Raw genomic sequence first — 18,577 nt, 5'->3', positions numbered from 1 at the left:
GCGGAGGTAGCGATGACCGTACAGCAGACCGATGCCGTTCCCTTCGACGCGCACGGAATCCAGCCGATCCCGCCGGGCGGCCGGGACTCGACGCCGTGGGAGCAGTTCTGGATCTGGACCGGTGCGAACCTGGCCCCGATCAACTGGGTGCTCGGAGCGCTCGGGATCACCCTCGGCCTGAGCCTGCTCGAGACCCTGGCAGTCATTGCCCTCGGCAACTTGGTGGGCTGCGCGGCGTTCGGGTTGTTCAACGTGATCGGGCACCGGACCGCGGTGAACCAGATGGTGCTGGGCCGGGCACCGTTCGGGCGCCGGGGTGCGGTGATCCCGGGGATCGTCCAAGGACTGCTCACGATGGCGTGGGTCGGGGTCAACACCTGGGTGGTACTCGATCTGGCCCTCGCGGTGCTCGGCGAGCTCGGCATCACCGGCGGCTCGGGACTGAAGGTCGCGGTGGCGGTGGCGATCATGGTGATCCAGCTGGGGCTGGCGCTGTACGGCTTCTACGCGATCCGCACGTTCGAGAAGTACACGGTGCCGGCCACGGCGATCGTGATGGTGGTGATGACCGTGCTGGCGCTGAGTCAGACCGAGCTGCAGTGGACCACGGCGACGGCATCCGGCCCGGGCGCCAAGCTCACCGCCGCGACCCAGCTGCTCACGGCGATCGGGGTGGGCTGGGGCATCTCGTGGATCCCGTACTCGGCGGACTACAGCCGCTTCGTCCGCACCGACGTACCTGATCGCAAGGTGTTCTGGTCGACCGCACTCGGCATGTACGTGCCGACCGTGTGGCTCGCCGGGCTCGGCGCTTGCCTGGCCAGCGGCGGTGCCGGCAGCGACCCGTCCGCGCTGGTGATCGGTGCCTTCGGCATCATGGCGTTGCCGGTGCTGCTGCTGATCATGCACGGCCCGGTCGCGACGAACATCCTGAACCTGTACTCCTGCTCGCTCGCCGCGCTCTCGATCGGCTTGCGGGTCAGCCGCTGGAAGGTGACCCTGGTCGCCGGTCTGATCGCGAGCGCGGTGCTGATGGTGTTCGTCCGGGCCGACAGTTTCGCGCACGCGTTCGACCACTGGATGGTGTCGATCCTGGTCTGGATCAGTCCGTGGGCCAGCGTCGTCCTGGTCGACTTCTTCGTACTGCGCAAGGGCCGGATCGACGTGTCCGCGCTGTACGACGACGATTCGCCGTACGGCGGTGTGAACGCGCGCGGGTTGGTCAGTCTCGGTCTCGGGCTGGTCGCCGCCTGGTCCTGGCAGTTCGGACTCGTGCCGGCGATGCAGGGCCCACTGGCCACGAGGGTGAAGCGGTCAGCGTGGACCTCTCGGGCCGTGCGCTGATCGAGTACGCCGGACTCGGAGCTGACGTGGAAGTGGTCGAGGTGCTCCGCACGCACAGCTTCAACCTCACCCTGGCCGAGGTGTTGAAGCTGGCCGCCGTCGTACTGGAGGAGATCCGCACACCCGGCGTCGACGGTGTCGTCGTCACCCATGGCACGGACACCATGGAGGAGACGGCATTCCTGCTGGATCTGCTGCTCCGCGCGCACGAGACGGTCGTCCTCACCGGCGCCCAACGGCACGCCGGCGAGGCGGACTCCGATGGTCCGCGCAATCTCGCCGACGCGGTCCGGGTGGCCGGCGATCCGGGTGCGCGCGGTCTCGGTGCGGTGATCGTGATGGCCGGGCGCATTCATCCGGCCCGGACGGTTCGGAAGGCACACACGGTCGCAGCGGACGCGTTCGCCTCGCCGGACGGCGGCCCGATCGGAGCGGTCGACGTCACCGGGCCGAGGGTGTGGAGCCGGCCCGTGCGGGCACCAGGCTTCCGGCTCGACGAACTGGGCAGCTCGCTGGCCCGGGTGGATGTCGTCTCACTCCACCTCGACGCCGACGACACACAGCTCGTCGCGTGCGTGGCGGCTGGGGCGCACGGCATCGTGCTGGCGGCACTTGGCGCGGGGAACCCGACCCCAGCGGTCCTTCGGACTGTCGCCGCGTGCGTCCGCGACGGCATCCCGGTGCTCGTCACCTCGCGCTGCGGCGCCGGGCCGGCTGTCCCCGTCTACGGAGCCGGCGGAGGGGCCGACCTGGCCGCGGCCGGGGCGGTGTTCGCCGGTGACCTCGGGTCCGCGAAGGCCCGCCTCCTTCTCGCCGCGGCGCTGACGGCCGAACCGACTCCAGCCGCGGCGCTCCACCGCGTCCGTGCCAGCCTGGTCTCACGGCCGATGGAGGATTCTCTACCGTCGTCCCGAGTTGGTGTGCCTCTGTCCATCGGATCGGCGCCGCCAAACTGGTTGAGTTCAGCGCATGGTGACCGAGATTGTCAGCAAACGGGTGGTGGTACCGGCCCGCGCCGGTCGGGCGATCACAGTGGGCCGCGGTGAGCGGTTCCGGATCGTCGACCTGGCCGGCGCCCAGGTCGGCGACCTCTTCGCCTTCGGGTACGACGGGCGCCGGATCCTCACCGAACCCCTCAGTGCGTCGCACACCCGGGCGCACACCGAGCGGATCTTTCCGGCGGTCGGCGACGACTTCGTCACCACGCGGCGGCGGCCGATCCTCCGGCTGGTCGCCGACGACTCGCCCGGCCGGCACGATCTGCTGATCGCCGCCTGTGACCCCGAGCGGTACGAAGCGCTCGGCGTACCGGGGCATCCGTCCTGCGCGCAGAACCTGGCCGACGCGCTGGCCGGCCTGGACCTCGTCTGCGGGGGACCGGTGCCCCAGCCGGTGAACGTCTTCATGAACGTCCCGGTCGCCCGCGACGGCTCCCTGCAGTGGTTGCCGGCGCCGACCGCCCCCGGCGACTCGATCACCTTCGAGGCGACGACCGACTGTGTGGTCGTCGTCTCGGCCTGCCCACAAGACCTGACTGGCATCAACGGCGGCGAACCGTCCGCTCTTGCCATCGAGACCCTAGGAGCTGACCACCGATGACCCACCCCGCACTGGAACCGGCCCGACTCGGCCGCCTCGACCTGGCCAACCGGATGGCCGTCGCGCCGATGACCCGAGTGTCGGCCGCGCCGGACGGCGTACCGGGAACCGAGCTGGCGGACTACTACGCGGAGTTCGCCGACGGCGGGTTCGGACTGATCATCACCGAAGGCACCTACCCGGACACCGCTCACAGCCAGGGATACTTCAACCAGCCGGGGCTGGCGACCGCCGAGCACGTGGACGGCTGGCGCACGGTGACCGCGCGGGTGCACGCGGCCGGCCGGCCGATCGTGGCGCAGTTGATGCATGCCGGCGCGATCTCGCAGGGATCCGCCTACGGCACCGAGCGGGTCGGTCCGTCAGCGGTCACACCGCTCGGCGAGATGATGCCCGAGTACGGCGGCAGCGGGCCCTGGACCGCACCACGCGAGCTGACCGTTGCCGAGATCAACGAAGTGGTCGACGGGTTCGCCGCCGCCGCGCGGAACGCGCAGGCTGCCGGGTTCGACGGAGTCGAGATCCATGCCGCGAACGGCTACCTGCTGGACCAGTTCATCACCGTCTACACCAATCAGCGCTCGGACACCTACGGCGGCCCGGTCGCGAACCGGATCCGGCTGACGGCCGAGGTGACCGCCGCGATCAAGGCCGCCGTACCGGAGGAGTTCCTGGTCGGGGTCCGGCTGTCGCAGACGAAGGTCAACGACTTCGAGTACCGGTGGCCTGGTGGCGCCCGGGACGGCGAGGCGATCTTCGCAGCGCTCGCGGACGCCGGTGCGGACTACTTGCACATCGCCAGCGAGGGCCGCAACTGGCTGGACACCGCGCGGCTGGACGGCGGTCTGACGATCACCGGGCTGGCCCGGCGGATCAGTGGTCTGCCGGTCATCGCGAACGGCGGCATGCATGATCTCGGCCAGGCCGAGCAGGTGCTGGCCGACGGGCACGCCGACCTGCTCTCGATCGCCCGCGGCGCGCTCGCGAACCCGGACCTGCCGAGCCGCTGGGCGAAGGACGCCGACGTCGCCGCGTTCGATCGCGACATGCTGGAGCCGATGGTGACGCTGGCCAATGTGCGCGCGTGGCGGCAGGCTGCAGGTCATGAGCTGGCATGACGGCGCGGCCGCGGTGGCCACACTGACGTTCGACGTGGACGCCGAGACCCCGATCCTCGCGCGCGGGCGCAGGTACGCCGACCACCTGATGACAATGTCGCATCAGGGCTACGGGCCGGATGTCGGCGTACCGCGGATCCTTCAGTTGCTCGACGAGCTGGCGGTGCCGGCCACGTTCTTCGTTCCCGGGTGGGTGGCGGAGCGGCGGCCGGAGCTGGTGGCGACGATCGTCGAGCACGGTCACGAGATCGCCCACCACACCTACAGCCACCGGGCACCGGTCTCCTTGGACGCGTCGCAGGAGCGAGCCGACTTCGAGCGCGGACTGGCCGTGTTCGAGAAGCAGGGTGTCGAGATCAAGGGCTATCGGGCCGCGCTGTGGGAGGCCGGGCGGAACACCTACGCCCTGCTGGCGGAGCACGGTCTGCTTTACGACTCGTCGCTGATGGGTGACGACCGGCCCTATCTGCTCGACCTCGGCGAAGCCACGATCGTGGAGCTACCGGTGCACTGGTCGCTGGACGACTGGGAACAGTACGCCTTCCTGCCCGAACCGGACGTGGGATCGGTGATCGAGTCCCCACGAAAGGTCCTGGAGCTGTGGCGGGCCGAGCTGGACGGCATGCGGCGATACCGGTGCCTGTTCAACCTGTGCATGCACCCGTTCCTGTCCGGCCGCCCGGGTCGGGTCGAGGCTCTGCGCGAGTTGATCGAGTACGCGCAGGGCTGCGGCGACGTGACGTTCGCACGGTGCCGGGACGTGGCCGAGGCGGCCTTGGTGGACGCCGACGTACGCAAGGCTCTGCTACCGGACGTGCAGGTCGATCCCGCGGTCTACCCCGACTGACGCATCGAATCGGCCTCCAGGGCCAGGAACAGGTCGACCCGATCGACGGTCCGGGCGACGTCCAGACCGGTGAGCTCGGCAACTTTCGCGAGCCGGTTGCGCAAGGTGTTCACGTGCACGTAGAGCGCCGCGGCGGTGGCGCCGAACTGTGCGTCGTGGTCGAGGAACACGCGCACGGTGTGCTCCAGTTCCCCACTGTGGCGTTGGTCGTGCGCACGCAGCGGGCCGAGCACCTGGTCGGCGAATCCGGCGAGGGTCTCGGCGTCGTGCAGCCCGAGCAGCAGCCGGTGCGTGCCGAGCTGGCCGATCGTGGCCACATCCATCCCGCCGTTCGAGCCCTGCCGGCGCCGGAGCACCCGGCAGGCCTCGCGGGACTGCACGAGCGGACGGCGCAGGTCGGCAGCGGACTGGGCCGGCTCGCCGAGGCCGACCACCGGCCGGTGCCCGGGGAACTTCGCGAGTACGGCGGCCCGCAGCCGCCCGGCCAACTCGGGGAGCTCGTTGTCCGCGCGCCGCCACGGCAGCACGGCCACGACGTCCTGGCTGCCGCCTGCCACCACGACCGCGGTGCCGTTGTCGAGGAAGAAGTCGGTGACCGCCTCGGCCATCCCGGGCAGTGTCTCGCCGTCGGCGAACGCGAGCGTGCACACCGCCAACGCGCCATCCGGGTCGACCCCGAACGCACGCAGCCGGTCCGGCACCTCGGCCGCGCGCTGCGGGCCGGACAGGATCATGTCGAGCAGCTCACTGGCGTACCGCTGCTCGATCGCCTGCACAGCCTGCTGTTTCGCGACCTCCAGGCTCAGGAAACGCGCCGTCTGCTCGAGCGCGTCCTGCTCGGCCCGGGACAACTCGGTGACCGGCCGGAGGCAGAGCAGGGCCGCGTCGATGTCACCAACGGCGCTGACCAGGAACATGGTCGCCCGGCCCGCATCGCCGAGATCGACCTCCAGCGGCGGGGGGCGGCGGCCCAGACCGTCCGCGGCGCGCCGGAGCTGGTCCGCGGAGAGGTTGGCACCGGCGGCGGCGAGCTGTCGAGCCATCCGGTCGACCACCACCAGGGGGAGCTCGTGCTCGCGGCGCAGTACCGACAAGACACCCGAGGCGCCGGCTCCGTGGGAGATCGCGGCAGCCAGCGCGTTGCCCCGCCGCACCAGGCTGACGAGGGTCCCTTGGCGCTGCTCGGTGTAGATCGCGGCCGCTGCTTCGGTGACGGCGGTGAACGGCACCCGGATCGAGATTTCCACCAGCGGCATCCCGGCATCCCGGCACGCTGCGATCAGGTCGGGTGGCGTGGCCGGCGTCTGCTCCCGCAGTCCGAAGATCACTCCGACGGCACCCGCGCGGCGGACGTTCGCGACGAACTCGGCCGGGGTCGTCTGCTCCAGCCAGAGCCCGTTGGTGAGGACGATCTCACCCTCCCGGACGTACGGCGACGGATCCGGCAGCTCGGTGTTGTGCACCCACAACGCAGGCGCATCCAACGCCTCGGGCAGCCCAGCCTCCAGCACCCGCAACTCCAGGGCGGGGTCGGCCACCAAGGCACGCAATGTGAGCATGCTCAGGCAGTTTACGGAGTGAAGGACCGTAGTTCGTCGGCAACCAGTGCGACATGCAGGGAGACGCGGATGTCGGGGTCGTCCAGGCTGACGCCGAGGATGCGCTCGGCCTTGGCGAGGCGGTCGTAGAAGACGGGTCGGGAGATGTGCAGGCTCGCCGCGGCTTCGGACTTGCCGGCCGGGTGGTGGAGGAGGGCGCGGACCGCGTCGAGGAGGCCGTTGCCGTGTTCCTTCAGCGGGTCCAGCTCCCGGCCGACGAAGAGGCGCAGTCGATCGTCGTCGCCGAGCAGCGTGAGCAGGCCGCGCAGATGGACGTCCTCCAGCCGGTGTACGACGCGGTCCGCAGCGTCAGCACGGACCGACTCGACCACCTGCTGAGCTTCCTTGAGAGTCCGGTCTACATCGGCGGTCTTGGTGGCCGGTCGACCAGCGCCGATCGTGACCGGATGACGCCGGGCGACGCGTTCGGCCAGGTTGTCGACGACGCGATCGGCGTTGGCGGCGGGAGCACAGGAGAGCAGCACGCGGACATCGCGGTCGATCTCGCAGACGATCGCCGGGACATTGAGGTCGTACGCCGCGTGCACGACCGACGCAAGCAGGTCGTCCAACTGCTGCCCGCGCGGTCGCACGGTCAGTCCGACGAGTTGGCGTTTGACGAGCGGGACACCGGCGAGTTCGCAGCGGCGCAGTACGTCGGCATCGGTGGGATCCGCCAGCAGGCCAAGCAGTAGCTCGTGGTGGACCCGCCGTACGACGCTGTCGCGGTGCCGGTCGTGCAGGCGGTGCATGGCAAGCGCTGCGGCCGCGCGTTCGGTCAGGGCGATCAGACGTTGTGATGGTCGCGTGGGTGCTTGGACCACGAGCCGTCCCCAGCCGCGGTCGCGCTTGCCCAGTCGGGTCACGAGCCACCCGGCGCGTTCGTCCCAGCCGGTGCGGCCGTCCACCTGCACGCTGCGCGAGCGCGCGGTCCAGTCGGCCAGGAAGTCGGCGATATCGGCCGGTCCGGATCGGTAGTCGAGGACCTGATGCTGCTCGCTCTCCAGTACGACGGCGGCGCCGGCCAAGCGCTGGACCGCTTCGAGGATCTCCCGGGGACCGGCCTCGGCGATGCTCAGCTCGGTGAAGGTGTCGTGCACGCGGTGGGTCTCGCGGAGCTCTTCCAGTTGCTCGTCGACGATGCGTTCGCCGACTGCCTGGGTGATCGCGGCGAACCGCACCTCGTGGTGCAGCGCGACCAGTGGAAGGGTGACGGCTTCACAAGCGTCGATCAGGGCGTCCGGCACGCGCTGCCATCGGCGCCCGAGCTCGATCACCAGCCCGGCGGCCTCGCTGCTGCCGAGGCTGGTGGCGAACTCGCGGAGTTCGTCGGCGGTCTCGGGGAGCGCGATTCCCGTGCTCAGCAGCAGGTCGCCGCCGCGCAGCAGCGGCGCGATATCGGCGAGCTCGGCGGAGTGAACCCACCGGACCTCTCGGCCGAGTCCGGCCGCACCGGCGAGTACCTCGGGGCCGGCCTCGCGCAGAGGTGGCATCTCGAGGACCTGCGCCACGGTCAGGAACGCCATCCATCTCCCCGGAAGGAGCCCGACACAGTGTCGGACTTCAGATCGCAATCCTACAGTCTGCAGCCCTTCCAGCCGGTCCGGCGCCGTCACGATGGAGGCCTGATCCCGAAGGAGCTGCTCTATGACCACGACGATCACGCACTGGGTCGACGGCGCGGGGTACGACGGCACGTCGCATCTCTGGGCCGATGTGACCAACCCCGCCACCGGGCAGGTCTCCGGTCGCGTCGCACTCGCGAGTGAGCGCGATGCGCGCCACGTCATCGATTCCGCGAAGAAGGCTTCCGCGTCCTGGGCCACCACCTCACTGGCTCGTCGTACCCAGGTCCTGTTCGCGTTCCGTGAGTTGCTCAACGCCCGCAAGGACGAACTCGCGCAGCTCATCACCGCCGAGCACGGCAAGGTGCACTCCGATGCGGTCGGCGAGATCTCGCGTGGGCAGGAAGTGGTGGAGTTCGCGTGCGGGATCGCGCACCTGCTCAAGGGCGGTCAGTCCGGTAACGCCTCGACCGGCGTCGACGTGCACTCCCGGCGGGATCCGCTGGGCGTGGTGGGCATCATCAGCCCGTTCAACTTCCCGGCGATGGTGCCGATGTGGTTCTTCCCGATCGCGATCGCGGCCGGGAATGCCGTCGTACTGAAGCCGAGTGAGAAGGACCCGTCGGCCGCGCTGTGGATCGCGAACCTCTGGAAAGAGGCCAGCCTGCCGGACGGTGTGTTCAACGTGCTGCAGGGCGACAAGGTCGCCGTCGACGCGTTGCTGCAGAGCCCGGACGTGGCCGCGATCAGCTTCGTCGGGTCGACGCCGATCGCGCAGTACGTGTACGAGGAGGCGAGCCGGCACGGCAAGCGGGTACAGGCTCTCGGCGGCGCCAAGAACCACATGGTCGTGCTGCCGGATGCCGACCTGGACCTGGCCGCCGACGCCGCGGTCAACGCCGGCTACGGGAGTGCGGGGGAGCGGTGTATGGCGATCAGCGTGCTGGTCGCGGTCGAGCCGATCGCCGACGACCTCGTCGCCCGCATCGCCGAGCGCACCCGGACGCTGCGCACCGGCGACGGTCGTCGCGGCGCTGACGTCGAGGCGGACATGGGGCCGCTCGTGACCAAGGCTCACCGCGACAAGGTTGCTGGGTTCGTCGCCTCGGGGGAGTCGGCCGGTGCGAAGCTGATCATCGACGGGCGCGACGTTCAGGCCGCCGGCGAGCAGGACGGGTTCTGGCTCGGGCCGACGCTGTTCGACCACGTCACTCCGGACATGGAGATCTACCGCGAGGAGATCTTCGGGCCGGTGCTGTCGGTCGTCCGGGTCGCGTCGTACGACGAAGCCGTTGCCCTCATCAACGGTAACGAGTACGGCAACGGGACGGCGATCTTCACCAACGACGGTGGTGCCGCCCGCCGGTTCGAGAACGACGTCCAGGTCGGGATGATCGGCGTCAACGTGCCGATCCCGGTGCCGGTCGCGTACTACTCCTTCGGTGGCTGGAAGCGGTCGCTGTTCGGCGACACCCACGCGCACGGCACCGAGGGCGTCCACTTCTTCACCCGCGCGAAGGTCGTCACCTCGCGCTGGATCAATCCGGCCGCTCGCCCCGAGGGCGGCCTCGAGCTGGGGTTCCCGCAGAATGTCTGACCTCACGGCTGATCGCGCGTACGAGCTGGATCGCCAGCATGTCTTCCACTCCTGGTCCGCCCAGGCGAACCTCGACCCGATGGTGATCACCAAGGCCGAGGGCTGCTACGTCTGGGACCGGTACGGGAACCGCCTGCTGGACTTCACCTCCCAGCTCGTCTTCACCAATCTCGGCCACCAGCATCCGCGGATCGTGAAGGCGATCCAGGAACAGGCCGCCACGTTGTGCACGGTGGCGCCGGCCTACGTCAACGCCGCTCGCTCGGAGGCGGCGCGGCTGATCGCGTCGCACACCCCGGGGGATCTGAACCGGATCTTCTTCACCAACGGCGGCGCGGACGCAAACGAGCACGCGATCCGGATGGCCCGGCTGCACACCGGGCGGTCCAAGGTGCTGTCGACGTACCGGTCGTACCACGGCGGCACCCAGCTGGCTGTCAACGTCACCGGCGACCCCCGCCGCTGGCCGAACGACAACGGCTCGGCCGGTACCGTCCACTTCTTCGGGCCCTTCCTCTACCGCAGCGCGTTCTCGGCAACGACCGAGGCGGAAGAGTGCCAGCGCGCACTCGCGCACCTCGAGCAGGTCATCGCTCTAGAAGGTCCGCAGACCGTCGCAGCGATCATCCTCGAATCCATCCCCGGTACGGCGGGCATCATGCTGCCGCCACCTGGTTACCTCCAGGGCGTCCGGGAACTGTGCGACCGCCACGGCATCATGCTGATCGCGGACGAGGTGATGTCCGGGTTCGGCCGGGCCGGCAAGTGGTTCGCCATCGAGCACGCCGAGGTCGTCCCGGACCTGCTGACCTTCGCCAAGGGCGTGAACTCCGGTTACGTCCCGCTGGGTGGCGTCGCGATCAGCGAGCCCATCTACCGGACCTTCGCCGACCGGCCCTACCCGGGCGGCCTGACGTACTCGGGCCATCCGCTCGCGTGCGCGGCCGCGGTCGCCACCATCGAGACCATGCAGGACGGCTACATCGTCGAGCATGCGGCGACCCTGGGTGCCGAGGTCTTCGAACCGGCCCTGCGGGACCTCGCGGTCAAGCACGAGTGGATCGGTGAGGTCCGTGGAACGGGCGTGTTCTGGGCGCTCGAACTCGTCAGCGACCGGACGACCCGCGAGCCACTCGCGCCGTACGGCGGTTCCAGCCCGCAGATGGCCGCGATCCTCGCAGCCTGCTCTCGACGCGGCCTCCTGCCTTTCGCGAACTTCAACCGCATCCACCTCGTCCCACCGCTCACCATCACGGCGGACGAGGCGAACGAAGGCATCGAGATCCTCGACCAGGCCCTCACCGAGGCTTACGCGTAGACGACGGTGAGGGTGGTTGCGACGCCGGACTGGAGGAAGCGGTAGGCGGTGCTGGCGGGTGGCTGCTCGAAGCGGAGCTTGACCTGGGTGGTGCCGGATCGGTTGATCGCGTTGAGACCAGCGGCGGAGAAGTCGCTGGGGGTGAGTGATCCGGAGGTGAAGGCCGCGACCGCCGTTGCGGTTGGTGAACTCGCCCAGTCGGCGGATTCCGTCGTACAGGCGCCGAAACAGCCGTTCTTGACGTCGGTCAGGAGACGGTTGCCGTTGGCCCATGGGTCGCCGGATCCGCTGGCGGAGGTGACGGTCAACCACGCCCTGGCGATGACGGCGTCGTCGGGGATCGACGAGGTGTCGAAGGACAGCAGGGCGCGGTTGTGCTTGCCGTCGGTGCCACGGCCAATGGCAAGGTTGGCCAGGGTTCCCACGGCGGCACCGGACCCGTCGAGGTTGGCCTTGACGTAACCGTCCTGGCTCTCGACACCTGCGAACGTCTGCGTCCCCGGCGAGGTCGGGGCATCGTCGAGGCCCCAGAAGCGGGCGATGTGATCCGCGGCGCAGATGTTCACATCGAGGATGTACGGCGCGGCCGTACCGCAACTCTGAGCACCGGTACCAGGGTCGATCGGCTGGCCGTGGTTCATTCCCGTGATCGCGTAGCTCTCCACGACGAGTCGGCCGGCGCTGTCCCGGTAGCCCTTGTGCGGATAGCCGTTGACGGTGTCCGACACGTCGGCGGTGTGGTCGGTGCCGTGCACGTTCGTCCACTGTTCCATCAGCTCGTTGAGGTTGCTGTAGGCAACAGTCGAGTCGGATGTGCCGTGCCAGAGTGAGATCGCCGGCCACGGGCCGGTGTGGCTCGAGGCGGCCCGGACCTTGTCACCCCACTGCGACGGCGTGAGGTTCGTACCAGGGGACATGCAACTGAGCGCCTGGACCAAGGTGCCGGCGCAGCGGTACGGCAGGCCAGCGACAACGGCTCCGGCGGCGAACACCTCGGGGTACGTCGCGAGCATCACCGCCGCCATCGCACCCCCTGCGGACAGGCCGGTCACGAAGATCTTCCCCGCGTCCGATCCGTAGTCGGACCGCATCCGATCGACCATCTGCTTGATCGACAGTGCCTCACCCGAGCCACGGGCGGTGTCGCCCGGCTCGAACCAGTTGAAGCACGAGTTCGCGTTGTTCGCGCTCTGCTGCTGAGGCAGAAGCAGAGCGAACCCCATCCGCTCGGCCACCTCGACCCAGCCGGGTTCAGCGTCGTACGCGGCAGCCGACTGTGTGCATCCGTGCAACGCCACCACGAGTGGTCGCCCCGCGGGGAGTCCCGACGGGACGTAGCGGAACATCTTCAGGTTGCCCGGGTTCGTACCGAATCCGGTGACCTCCTCCAGCCCGGCCGCCTGGGCAGCAGGCGCGGGTACGGCGACCAGGCCGGCAACCATCGCGGCCATCGCAGCCCACCGGCGGATCATATGCAAACGCATAGGGCACCTCACCTCGTGTTGTCGGACACTCACTGATAGTTGTGGTGAGCGCCAGCGAGCGCCATGTCCTGGTCGCACACATCCAGGCTCGCGGAGGTGTCACGTCAGATGCCGAGCGGCGGATCGTGTTCGAGTGGGAGGTCCACGGTGAGTTGGGTGCCCTGGCCCGGCGGGCTTTGCACGGTGAGCTTTCCGCCGGCGGCTTCGACTCGGTCCTTGAGGCCGACGAGGCCGGAGCCGCTGGCGGGATTCGCCCCGCCGACGCCGTCGTCGCTGACCGCGAGCCGCAGGGTGCCGTCGATCGAGTCGACCTGGACGTGGACGGTGGCGGCCTGCGCGTGTTTGGCGGCGTTGGTCAGCGCTTCGGACACGACGTAGTACGCCGTCACCTCGACGCGCTCGGGGAGTCGGGCCGTCGTCCGGACCTGCAGGTCGACCGGTACCGACGAACGGCGGGCGAGTGTCTTCAAGGCCGGTGCGAGTCCACCTTCGGCGAGGATCGTCGGGTGGATGCCGCGGGCCATCTCCCTGAGTTCGTCGAGTGCTCTCGTCAGATCACCCGCCACACTGTCGAGTTGGGCGGAGAGCTGGTCGAGTCCGGGCGGTACCGCTGCTTGGGCCGCTCGCAGTTGCAGGGCGAGCGAGACCAGGCGTTGCTGAGCGCCGTCATGGAGATCGCGTTCGATCCGGCGGCGGGTCTCGTCGGAGCTGGCGACGATGCGTGAGCGGGACGCCCTCAGCTCGGTCTGGGCGCCGGCGTTCGCGATCGCGGTCGCCACGAGTTCGGTGAAGTCGGCGAGCCGCGACTCGACCTCGGGAAGTGGTTGCTCGTCGCGCGCCGTACCGACCGCGATCACTCCCCACGGGTGGCCTTCGACGATGATCGGAGCCCCGACGGCCGACCGCATCCGGACTCCTCCGGTGACGTCGGCGGGCGGTGCGGTGTCCTCGTCGTACCTGATCCGTTCCGGGCGATGGGTTCGGTGAATCAGGGTGGTCAGGTTGGGCCCGCCGAGAGGCTTGGGGCTGTCGGGCAGGACCGGCTCGCCGGTCGCGCTCCAAGCAGCGACCACTGTCACGGTCTCTCCGGGCAGGAAGCGGGTCAGCTCGGTGAAGTCGGCGCCCAGCAACTGTCCGACCTCCGCGGTGACGGCGGCGAAGATCTGGTCTGGCCGGGCCCCGGTGGCCACGAGTGTTGCGACCCGGCGCAAGGCCGCCTGCTCGCGGGCGAGTCGCTCGATCTCCGCGCGGGTGGAGCGCTCGTCGTCCAGCACCCGGAGCATCCGCATCGTGATCGCGGTGACCCTGGCCATCCCTCGCATGAGGCCGGTCTCCTCGCGGGTCAGGCTGTCCAACCGTGCGACGACCAGCACGGCGCCCGGCGGATGTTCGAGCAGGGCCGCAGCCGCCTCACACTTGCCGACTCCTGGTACGTCGAGTTGGTGCGCGTACCCGGCACCCGGTCGGGCGGCCTCGAGCTCGCCCACGGGTGCGGTGCCCTCCGGATAGCCGACGGCCGCCACCAGCTCGCCACCGTGGACGATCGCCGCCACATCGGCGTCCAGAGCCTCGGCGGCCCGCTCGACGGCGATCCGGGCGGCCTCGGACTCGCTCCGCGCGGTCGAGACGACAGCGACGTACTCGGCGAGCTGCTGGGTCGACCAAGCGGAGACATCCATCTCAGCCGACCGAGAGGACGACCAGGGTTTGGTTGTGGAAGCCGCGCAGACCGCGGGTCCGGGCGATCTCGCCGTAGGTGTAGAAACCGGCGACCGGGACACCGGCCGTGACGGCGGCCAGCCGGTCGATCTCGGTCCGGATCCCCTCGTCGCCCAGGACTCCGCGCCGGGCGATGCAGTCGAACGCGATGACGCCCAGCGGAGTCTTCCCGTCGAGTGCCCCGAGCGAGTCGCCGCATGCCGCGTCGGTTGCCTCAAGCACCGATGTCTCGTCACCCTCCATGATCCAGACCAGCGCACCCTGCGGGACCTCGGCCATACAGGACAGGGTCCGCTCCTCGAAGTCCCCGCCGCTGATCAGGCGCACCTCGTCCTCACCGCTGGGCCGGCCGAGGCCGAGCGGGTGGGTCAGCGCCAGTCGGGCCAGCCAGGTTTGATCGCGGCCGGCGGACGCGCCGACGCCGAGCTGGTCGAGGTAGGCGTCCAGCGCCGGCCGATCGTCGAGGGTGTAGACCCGGTTGGCGGCACTAGCGGTGACGAGCATCGGTTCACCGACCCGGCGCCAGCCGTGCCGAACCCCGATCCCGAACGGCGCGTTCGAGGCGATCCCGGCGGCGACGACCGAGTCCGTCAGGACCTGGTCACCGTGCAGTTGATGCGTCCGGGTCATCTTCAGGTCGTCGCCAGCACAGCCGCCGACGAGGGGTACGGCCGCGCCGAGGACGCCGTACGCACCGCGAACGATCTCCTGCTGATCCCCGGCCAGGCCATCGGTGAGGAGAACGAGAACCTGGTGGGGGAGGTCCTCGCGCACCGGCAGACAGCGGGCCACCCGCGCACCCGCCTGCCGTAGATCACGCGACGCCTCGGTGGCCGCGGCGGTCTCGACGGCGAACCCGTCGCCGCCGAGCGCCGTCACGACGACGCTGGCCTCGCTCGGGCCGGACGCCGCGATCTCACCGGCGGTGGTGCAGCCGATCAGGGGTACGTCGGGTGCACGCTGCCGGATCTCTGCCAAGAGGGCAGACAGGTCGTGCGACTGGGAGCAGAAGACGATCAGCAGCTTGGCGTCGTCACGCACCAGCGCGTCGTCCACCGCCCGCGCTCCGGCTCGCGCTTCGAGACCATGGGCGGATCCGACTGCCATCCACCGTTCAGGCTGCACGCCACCCCTCTCCGTTTCTGACGCTACAAGAGGCCCTGCCGCCGGTCCATGCGCCATCCGTGCGGGGCGGAGCCGAACTCGCGGAGGTACGTCGTCGGCACTCCAGGTAGCCGGGAATCGATAGAAAGGTCCAGTTAGCCGGAATGCGTGACGCTGTGTCGGGCGCAATGCTGGTGCCATGGTCTTGCGCTGCTTCATCGTCGACGACAGCCCGCCCTTTCTGGCTGCCGCCCAAGCCCTGCTGGAACGCGAGGGATGCGCGGTGGTGGGAGTCGCGGGCACCACCGAGGAGGCGCTGCATCGGGTCCGGGAGGCAGCGCCCGATGTCGTCCTGGTCGACGTGGATCTGGGCCGGGAGAGCGGCTTCGACGTGGCCCGGCGGTTCCAGCAGGAGACGACCGTCGACCAGTCGAAGGTGATCCTGATCTCGACCTATGCCGAAGAGGACGTGTGGGAGCTGCTCGGCGGTGCCCCGGCGGCGGCGTTCCTGTCCAAGTCCCAGCTGTCGGCGGACGCCATCCGCCGCATTCTCGACGGCGGTTCCAACGGTCCCTGACGTACCTCATAGCGGACGCTACCTTGGGGTCATGACGATCAAGTCGTCCGTCGAGCTGCCGGGGAACACCCGCGTTCTGCTGGCCGAGGACGACGTACTGCTGCGCGAGGGGCTGGCGAGTCTGCTCGAGCGGTCGGGGCTCGAGGTGGTCGGGCAGACCGGGGACAGCGCGTGGATTCTCCCGCTGGTGCGTGAGTTGGCGCCCGACCTGGTCGTGCTCGACATCCGGATGCCGCCGACGAACACGACGGAGGGACTAGACGCCGCTCGGGAGATTCGCCGCGACTACCCGGAGACCGGCATCCTGGTCCTTTCGGCCCACACCGAGGTCGAGCACGCAATGGAGTTGCTGGCGTCGGGCCAGCGGATCGGCTATCTGCTCAAGAGCCGCGTGACGGACGTGAGCGACTTCATCGAGACGCTGGGGCGCATCGTCAGAGGCGGCTCGGTGATGGATCCCGCGCTGGTGCAGGAGTTGGTGACCGCCAGGCGCCACAACGATCCGCTCGCCGAGCTCAGCCCGCGGGAGCGCGAGGTGCTGGCACTGATGGCGGAGGGACGCTCGAACGCCGGCATCGCCCGCCGCCTGTGGGTGACCGAGGCGACGGTGGAGAAGCACGTCCGGCACATTCTCGCGAAGCTGAGCCTCCCCGAGACCGGCGACGACCACCGCCGGGTACTTGCCGTGATCACCTACCTCGAGACCCGCTGAGTCACCCACCTGCGAGACCCAGGAATTCCGGCTAGCAGGTAGGCGGTGTGGGCGCTGGCGGTGCAGACCGGACACGCCTCGCGCGGGATGGTTGCATCACGATCTCCGAATGGCCTCCTCCAGCCAAAGGGACTGATGGCAATGCACACCACCGCGGCAAGCATCCGGCACGGCGCCGGCTGGTGGCGCAGCGCCGTCATCTACCAGGTGTACCTGCGCAGCTTCCAGGACTCCGACGGCGACGGCATCGGCGACTTGGCCGGCGTTCGGGCCCGGCTGCCGTACCTGCGCAGCCTTGGCGTCGACGGCATCTGGCTGAACCCGTTCTACCCCTCACCGCAGCACGACCACGGGTACGACGTCGCCGACTACTGCGCGGTGGACCCGGCGTACGGCACCCTCGACAGCTTCGACCGCCTGGTCCACGACGCGCACCGGCTCGACCTCAAGGTGCTCATCGACATCGTCCCGAACCACTGCTCGACCGAGCACCCCTGGTTCGCCGCGGCCCTCGCCGCCGGCCCGGGCAGCCCGGAACGCGAACGATTTCACTTCGCGGACGGTGATGGCGACGAGCCGCCGAACAACTGGCGCTCGATCTTCGGTGGATCCGCATGGCAGCGAGTCCCTGACGGCCAGTGGTACCTGCACAGCTTCGCGCCGGAGCAGGCCGACTTCAACTGGCGTCATCCGGACGTGGCGTCGTATTTCGAGCAAGTACTGCGTTTCTGGCTCGAGCGTGGCGTGGACGGCGTACGGATCGACGTGGCACACGGGCTGCACAAGGCCGACGGGTTGCCCGACCACGAGAACGCGATCGACGACGAGCTCACCGGCGATCCGATGAACCCGCATGCCTGGAACCAGCCGGAGGTTCACCAGGTCTGGCAACGATGGCGGCGGGTCGCGGAGGAGTTCACCGCGACGACCGGCCGTGAGCGCGTGCTGATCGGCGAGGTCGGCGTATTGGATGCCGAGCAGCTCGCGCTGTACCAGCGCCCGGACGAACTGCATCAGAGCTTCTACTTCGAGTTCCTGCGCGCGCACTGGGACGACCAGACCCTGTACGACGTGGTCGACCGGGGCCTGGGCACGATCGCCGACTCGGGTTCGTCGGTCGCCTGGGTGCTGAACAACCACGACATGCCGCGGTCAGTGACCCGCTACGCCGGTGGTGCGCCAGGTATCGATGCCGGGGACGTCGATCTCGGTACGGTCCGCGCGCGGGCGAGCGCTCTGCTCATGCTCGCGTTACCGGGATCGGCGTACCTCTATCAGGGTGAGGAACTCGGGCTGCCCGAGGTCACCGATCTGCCGGTCGAGGTTTTGACCGACCCGATGTTCCACCGCAGCAACGGAGCCCGCCGCGGCCGGGATGGTTGCCGGGTCCCCTTGCCCTGGTCCTCCCACGAGGATGGCTTCGGCTTCTCCACCGCCGACCCGTGGCTGGAGCAGCCGGACTGGTTCGCCGACCACGCCGTGGACCGGCAGTTGCGCTGGGGCGAGTCCATGCTGCACCTCTACCGCGAAGCGCTCAGGCTGAGGCACCGCCTTCCCGGGTTGGTCTCGAACGAGTTCCGCTGGTTGCGGACCGAGCCCGGTGTCCTGGCCTTCACCCGCGGCAACGGTTTCTGCTGCGTCGTCAACTGCTCGTCCCGGGTCGTCGCAGCACCGGTCGACGGCGAACTGCTGCTCGCCAGTCACCTCGAGGCCGGCGACAAGCTTCCCCCGAACAGCGCGGCCTGGTACCTGCTGGAACCCGCGGCTGCGCTGCCCCACCAGGCCGGCGGACCTGGCGTCTCGAGCCCCCTCCACCCCTCGGCGCCAGGTCTGCCGCACCACCTTCCCCTCCCGAAGGCAGGCAGTTGAGATGCGACAGATCCAGATGACGAAGGTCAGCCGGACAAGCCGTCGGCGCCGGGCCTCGCTGCTCGACGAGTTGCCCCTCGATCCGAGAGATCCCGAGATCACCAGAGCCAAGCGCCTCCGGCGAGA

Annotated in this window: 15 protein-coding genes; 10 read left to right on the top strand and 5 right to left on the bottom strand. The window is 69.5% G+C overall.

Translation table 11 applies throughout. The features are described from left to right. Window positions 1–12 precede the first annotated feature (12 nt). Genes V9K99_RS27185 through V9K99_RS27165 form a run of 5 tightly spaced genes read left to right on the top strand, consistent with a single transcriptional unit; the run spans window position 13 to window position 4,908 of the window. Complete coding sequence (locus V9K99_RS27185; RefSeq protein ID WP_337323998.1) at window positions 13–1,344, top strand: purine-cytosine permease family protein; 1,332 nt, start codon at window positions 13–15, stop codon at window positions 1,342–1,344. After that, the gene (locus tag V9K99_RS27180; protein WP_337323999.1) at window positions 1,320–2,390 is read left to right on the top strand and encodes an asparaginase; all 1,071 of its coding nucleotides are present in this window, start codon (window positions 1,320–1,322) and stop codon (window positions 2,388–2,390) included. The genes V9K99_RS27185 and V9K99_RS27180 overlap by 25 nt, the downstream gene beginning before the upstream one ends. Further along, window positions 2,314–2,943 (top strand): urea carboxylase-associated family protein, encoded by a 630-nt coding sequence (locus V9K99_RS27175; protein WP_337324000.1) that lies wholly within the window; start codon window positions 2,314–2,316, stop codon window positions 2,941–2,943. Before V9K99_RS27180 ends, V9K99_RS27175 begins: the two co-directional genes overlap by 77 nt. After that, window positions 2,940–4,061 carry an NADH:flavin oxidoreductase gene (locus V9K99_RS27170; protein ID WP_337324002.1) on the top strand — a complete coding sequence of 374 codons (1,122 nt, stop codon included), beginning with the start codon at window positions 2,940–2,942 and terminating at the stop codon, window positions 4,059–4,061. Before V9K99_RS27175 ends, V9K99_RS27170 begins: the two co-directional genes overlap by 4 nt. After that, on the top strand, window positions 4,048–4,908 hold the full coding sequence (locus V9K99_RS27165; RefSeq protein ID WP_337324003.1) for a polysaccharide deacetylase family protein: 861 nt from the start codon (window positions 4,048–4,050) through the stop codon (window positions 4,906–4,908). The genes V9K99_RS27170 and V9K99_RS27165 overlap by 14 nt, the downstream gene beginning before the upstream one ends. Here V9K99_RS27165 and V9K99_RS27160 read toward each other — a convergent pair. Continuing rightward, the gene (locus V9K99_RS27160; protein WP_337324004.1) at window positions 4,896–6,467 is read right to left on the bottom strand and encodes a PucR family transcriptional regulator; all 1,572 of its coding nucleotides are present in this window, start codon (window positions 6,465–6,467) and stop codon (window positions 4,896–4,898) included. The genes V9K99_RS27165 and V9K99_RS27160 overlap by 13 nt on opposite strands. Before the next feature lie 11 nt (window positions 6,468–6,478). Continuing rightward, entirely contained in the window at window positions 6,479–8,032 is a 1,554-nt protein-coding gene (locus V9K99_RS27155) for a PucR family transcriptional regulator (protein ID WP_337324005.1), read from the bottom strand. A 121-nt stretch (window positions 8,033–8,153) separates the two neighbouring features. On the opposite strand from V9K99_RS27155, the gene V9K99_RS27150 reads away from it, so the two are divergent. Beyond that, window positions 8,154–9,668 (top strand): CoA-acylating methylmalonate-semialdehyde dehydrogenase, encoded by a 1,515-nt coding sequence (locus tag V9K99_RS27150; RefSeq protein WP_337324006.1) that lies wholly within the window; start codon window positions 8,154–8,156, stop codon window positions 9,666–9,668. After that, complete coding sequence (locus V9K99_RS27145; protein ID WP_337324007.1) at window positions 9,661–10,986, top strand: aspartate aminotransferase family protein; 1,326 nt, start codon at window positions 9,661–9,663, stop codon at window positions 10,984–10,986. Before V9K99_RS27150 ends, V9K99_RS27145 begins: the two co-directional genes overlap by 8 nt. Here the strand turns inward: V9K99_RS27145 and V9K99_RS27140 are convergent. The 3 genes from V9K99_RS27140 to V9K99_RS27130 form a co-directional block, all read right to left on the bottom strand. After that, complete coding sequence (locus tag V9K99_RS27140) at window positions 10,977–12,470, bottom strand: extracellular catalytic domain type 1 short-chain-length polyhydroxyalkanoate depolymerase (protein ID WP_337324008.1); 1,494 nt, start codon at window positions 12,468–12,470, stop codon at window positions 10,977–10,979. The genes V9K99_RS27145 and V9K99_RS27140 overlap by 10 nt on opposite strands. Before the next feature lie 104 nt (window positions 12,471–12,574). Further along, window positions 12,575–14,149, bottom strand: coding sequence for a GAF domain-containing sensor histidine kinase (locus tag V9K99_RS27135; protein ID WP_337324009.1), 1,575 nt, complete (start codon window positions 14,147–14,149; stop codon window positions 12,575–12,577). 1 nt (window position 14,150) lies between these two features. After that, a complete protein-coding gene (locus tag V9K99_RS27130) occupies window positions 14,151–15,296 on the bottom strand; it encodes an FIST signal transduction protein (protein ID WP_337324010.1) in 1,146 nt (381 codons plus the stop codon). 196 nt (window positions 15,297–15,492) lie between these two features. On the opposite strand from V9K99_RS27130, the gene V9K99_RS27125 reads away from it, so the two are divergent. The 3 genes from V9K99_RS27125 to V9K99_RS27115 all read left to right on the top strand — a co-directional run bounded on the left by V9K99_RS27125 (window position 15,493) and on the right by V9K99_RS27115 (window position 18,451). Then, complete coding sequence (locus V9K99_RS27125; protein WP_337324011.1) at window positions 15,493–15,870, top strand: response regulator; 378 nt, start codon at window positions 15,493–15,495, stop codon at window positions 15,868–15,870. A gap of 31 nt (window positions 15,871–15,901) precedes the next feature. Beyond that, on the top strand, window positions 15,902–16,582 hold the full coding sequence (locus V9K99_RS27120; protein ID WP_337324012.1) for a response regulator transcription factor: 681 nt from the start codon (window positions 15,902–15,904) through the stop codon (window positions 16,580–16,582). Window positions 16,583–16,717: 135 nt separating this feature from the next. Beyond that, entirely contained in the window at window positions 16,718–18,451 is a 1,734-nt protein-coding gene (locus V9K99_RS27115) for a glycoside hydrolase family 13 protein (protein ID WP_337324013.1), read from the top strand. Window positions 18,452–18,577 lie beyond the last annotated feature (126 nt).

Source organism: Kribbella sp. CCNWLW201 (genome assembly GCF_037203805.1).
Lineage (GTDB): Bacteria > Actinomycetota > Actinomycetes > Propionibacteriales > Kribbellaceae > Kribbella.
This window is presented reverse-complemented; position numbering and strand designations above follow the sequence as displayed.

Excerpts from the sequence above, each read along its gene's own strand:
- V9K99_RS27185 (WP_337323998.1), top strand. The coding sequence starts at position 13 with ATGACCGTACAGCAGACCGATGCCGTTCCCTTCGACGCGCACGGAATC.
- V9K99_RS27115 (WP_337324013.1), top strand. The coding sequence starts at position 16,718 with ATGGCAATGCACACCACCGCGGCAAGCATCCGGCACGGCGCCGGCTGG.
- V9K99_RS27175 (WP_337324000.1), top strand. The coding sequence starts at position 2,314 with ATGGTGACCGAGATTGTCAGCAAACGGGTGGTGGTACCGGCCCGCGCC.
- V9K99_RS27140 (WP_337324008.1), bottom strand. The coding sequence starts at position 12,470 with ATGCGTTTGCATATGATCCGCCGGTGGGCTGCGATGGCCGCGATGGTT.
- V9K99_RS27120 (WP_337324012.1), top strand. The coding sequence starts at position 15,902 with ATGACGATCAAGTCGTCCGTCGAGCTGCCGGGGAACACCCGCGTTCTG.
- V9K99_RS27145 (WP_337324007.1), top strand. The coding sequence starts at position 9,661 with ATGTCTGACCTCACGGCTGATCGCGCGTACGAGCTGGATCGCCAGCAT.
- V9K99_RS27170 (WP_337324002.1), top strand. The coding sequence starts at position 2,940 with ATGACCCACCCCGCACTGGAACCGGCCCGACTCGGCCGCCTCGACCTG.
- V9K99_RS27155 (WP_337324005.1), bottom strand. The coding sequence starts at position 8,032 with ATGGCGTTCCTGACCGTGGCGCAGGTCCTCGAGATGCCACCTCTGCGC.
- V9K99_RS27165 (WP_337324003.1), top strand. The coding sequence starts at position 4,048 with ATGAGCTGGCATGACGGCGCGGCCGCGGTGGCCACACTGACGTTCGAC.
- V9K99_RS27135 (WP_337324009.1), bottom strand. The coding sequence starts at position 14,149 with ATGGATGTCTCCGCTTGGTCGACCCAGCAGCTCGCCGAGTACGTCGCT.
- V9K99_RS27150 (WP_337324006.1), top strand. The coding sequence starts at position 8,154 with ATGACCACGACGATCACGCACTGGGTCGACGGCGCGGGGTACGACGGC.
- V9K99_RS27125 (WP_337324011.1), top strand. The coding sequence starts at position 15,493 with ATGGTCTTGCGCTGCTTCATCGTCGACGACAGCCCGCCCTTTCTGGCT.
- V9K99_RS27160 (WP_337324004.1), bottom strand. The coding sequence starts at position 6,467 with ATGCTCACATTGCGTGCCTTGGTGGCCGACCCCGCCCTGGAGTTGCGG.
- V9K99_RS27130 (WP_337324010.1), bottom strand. The coding sequence starts at position 15,296 with ATGGCAGTCGGATCCGCCCATGGTCTCGAAGCGCGAGCCGGAGCGCGG.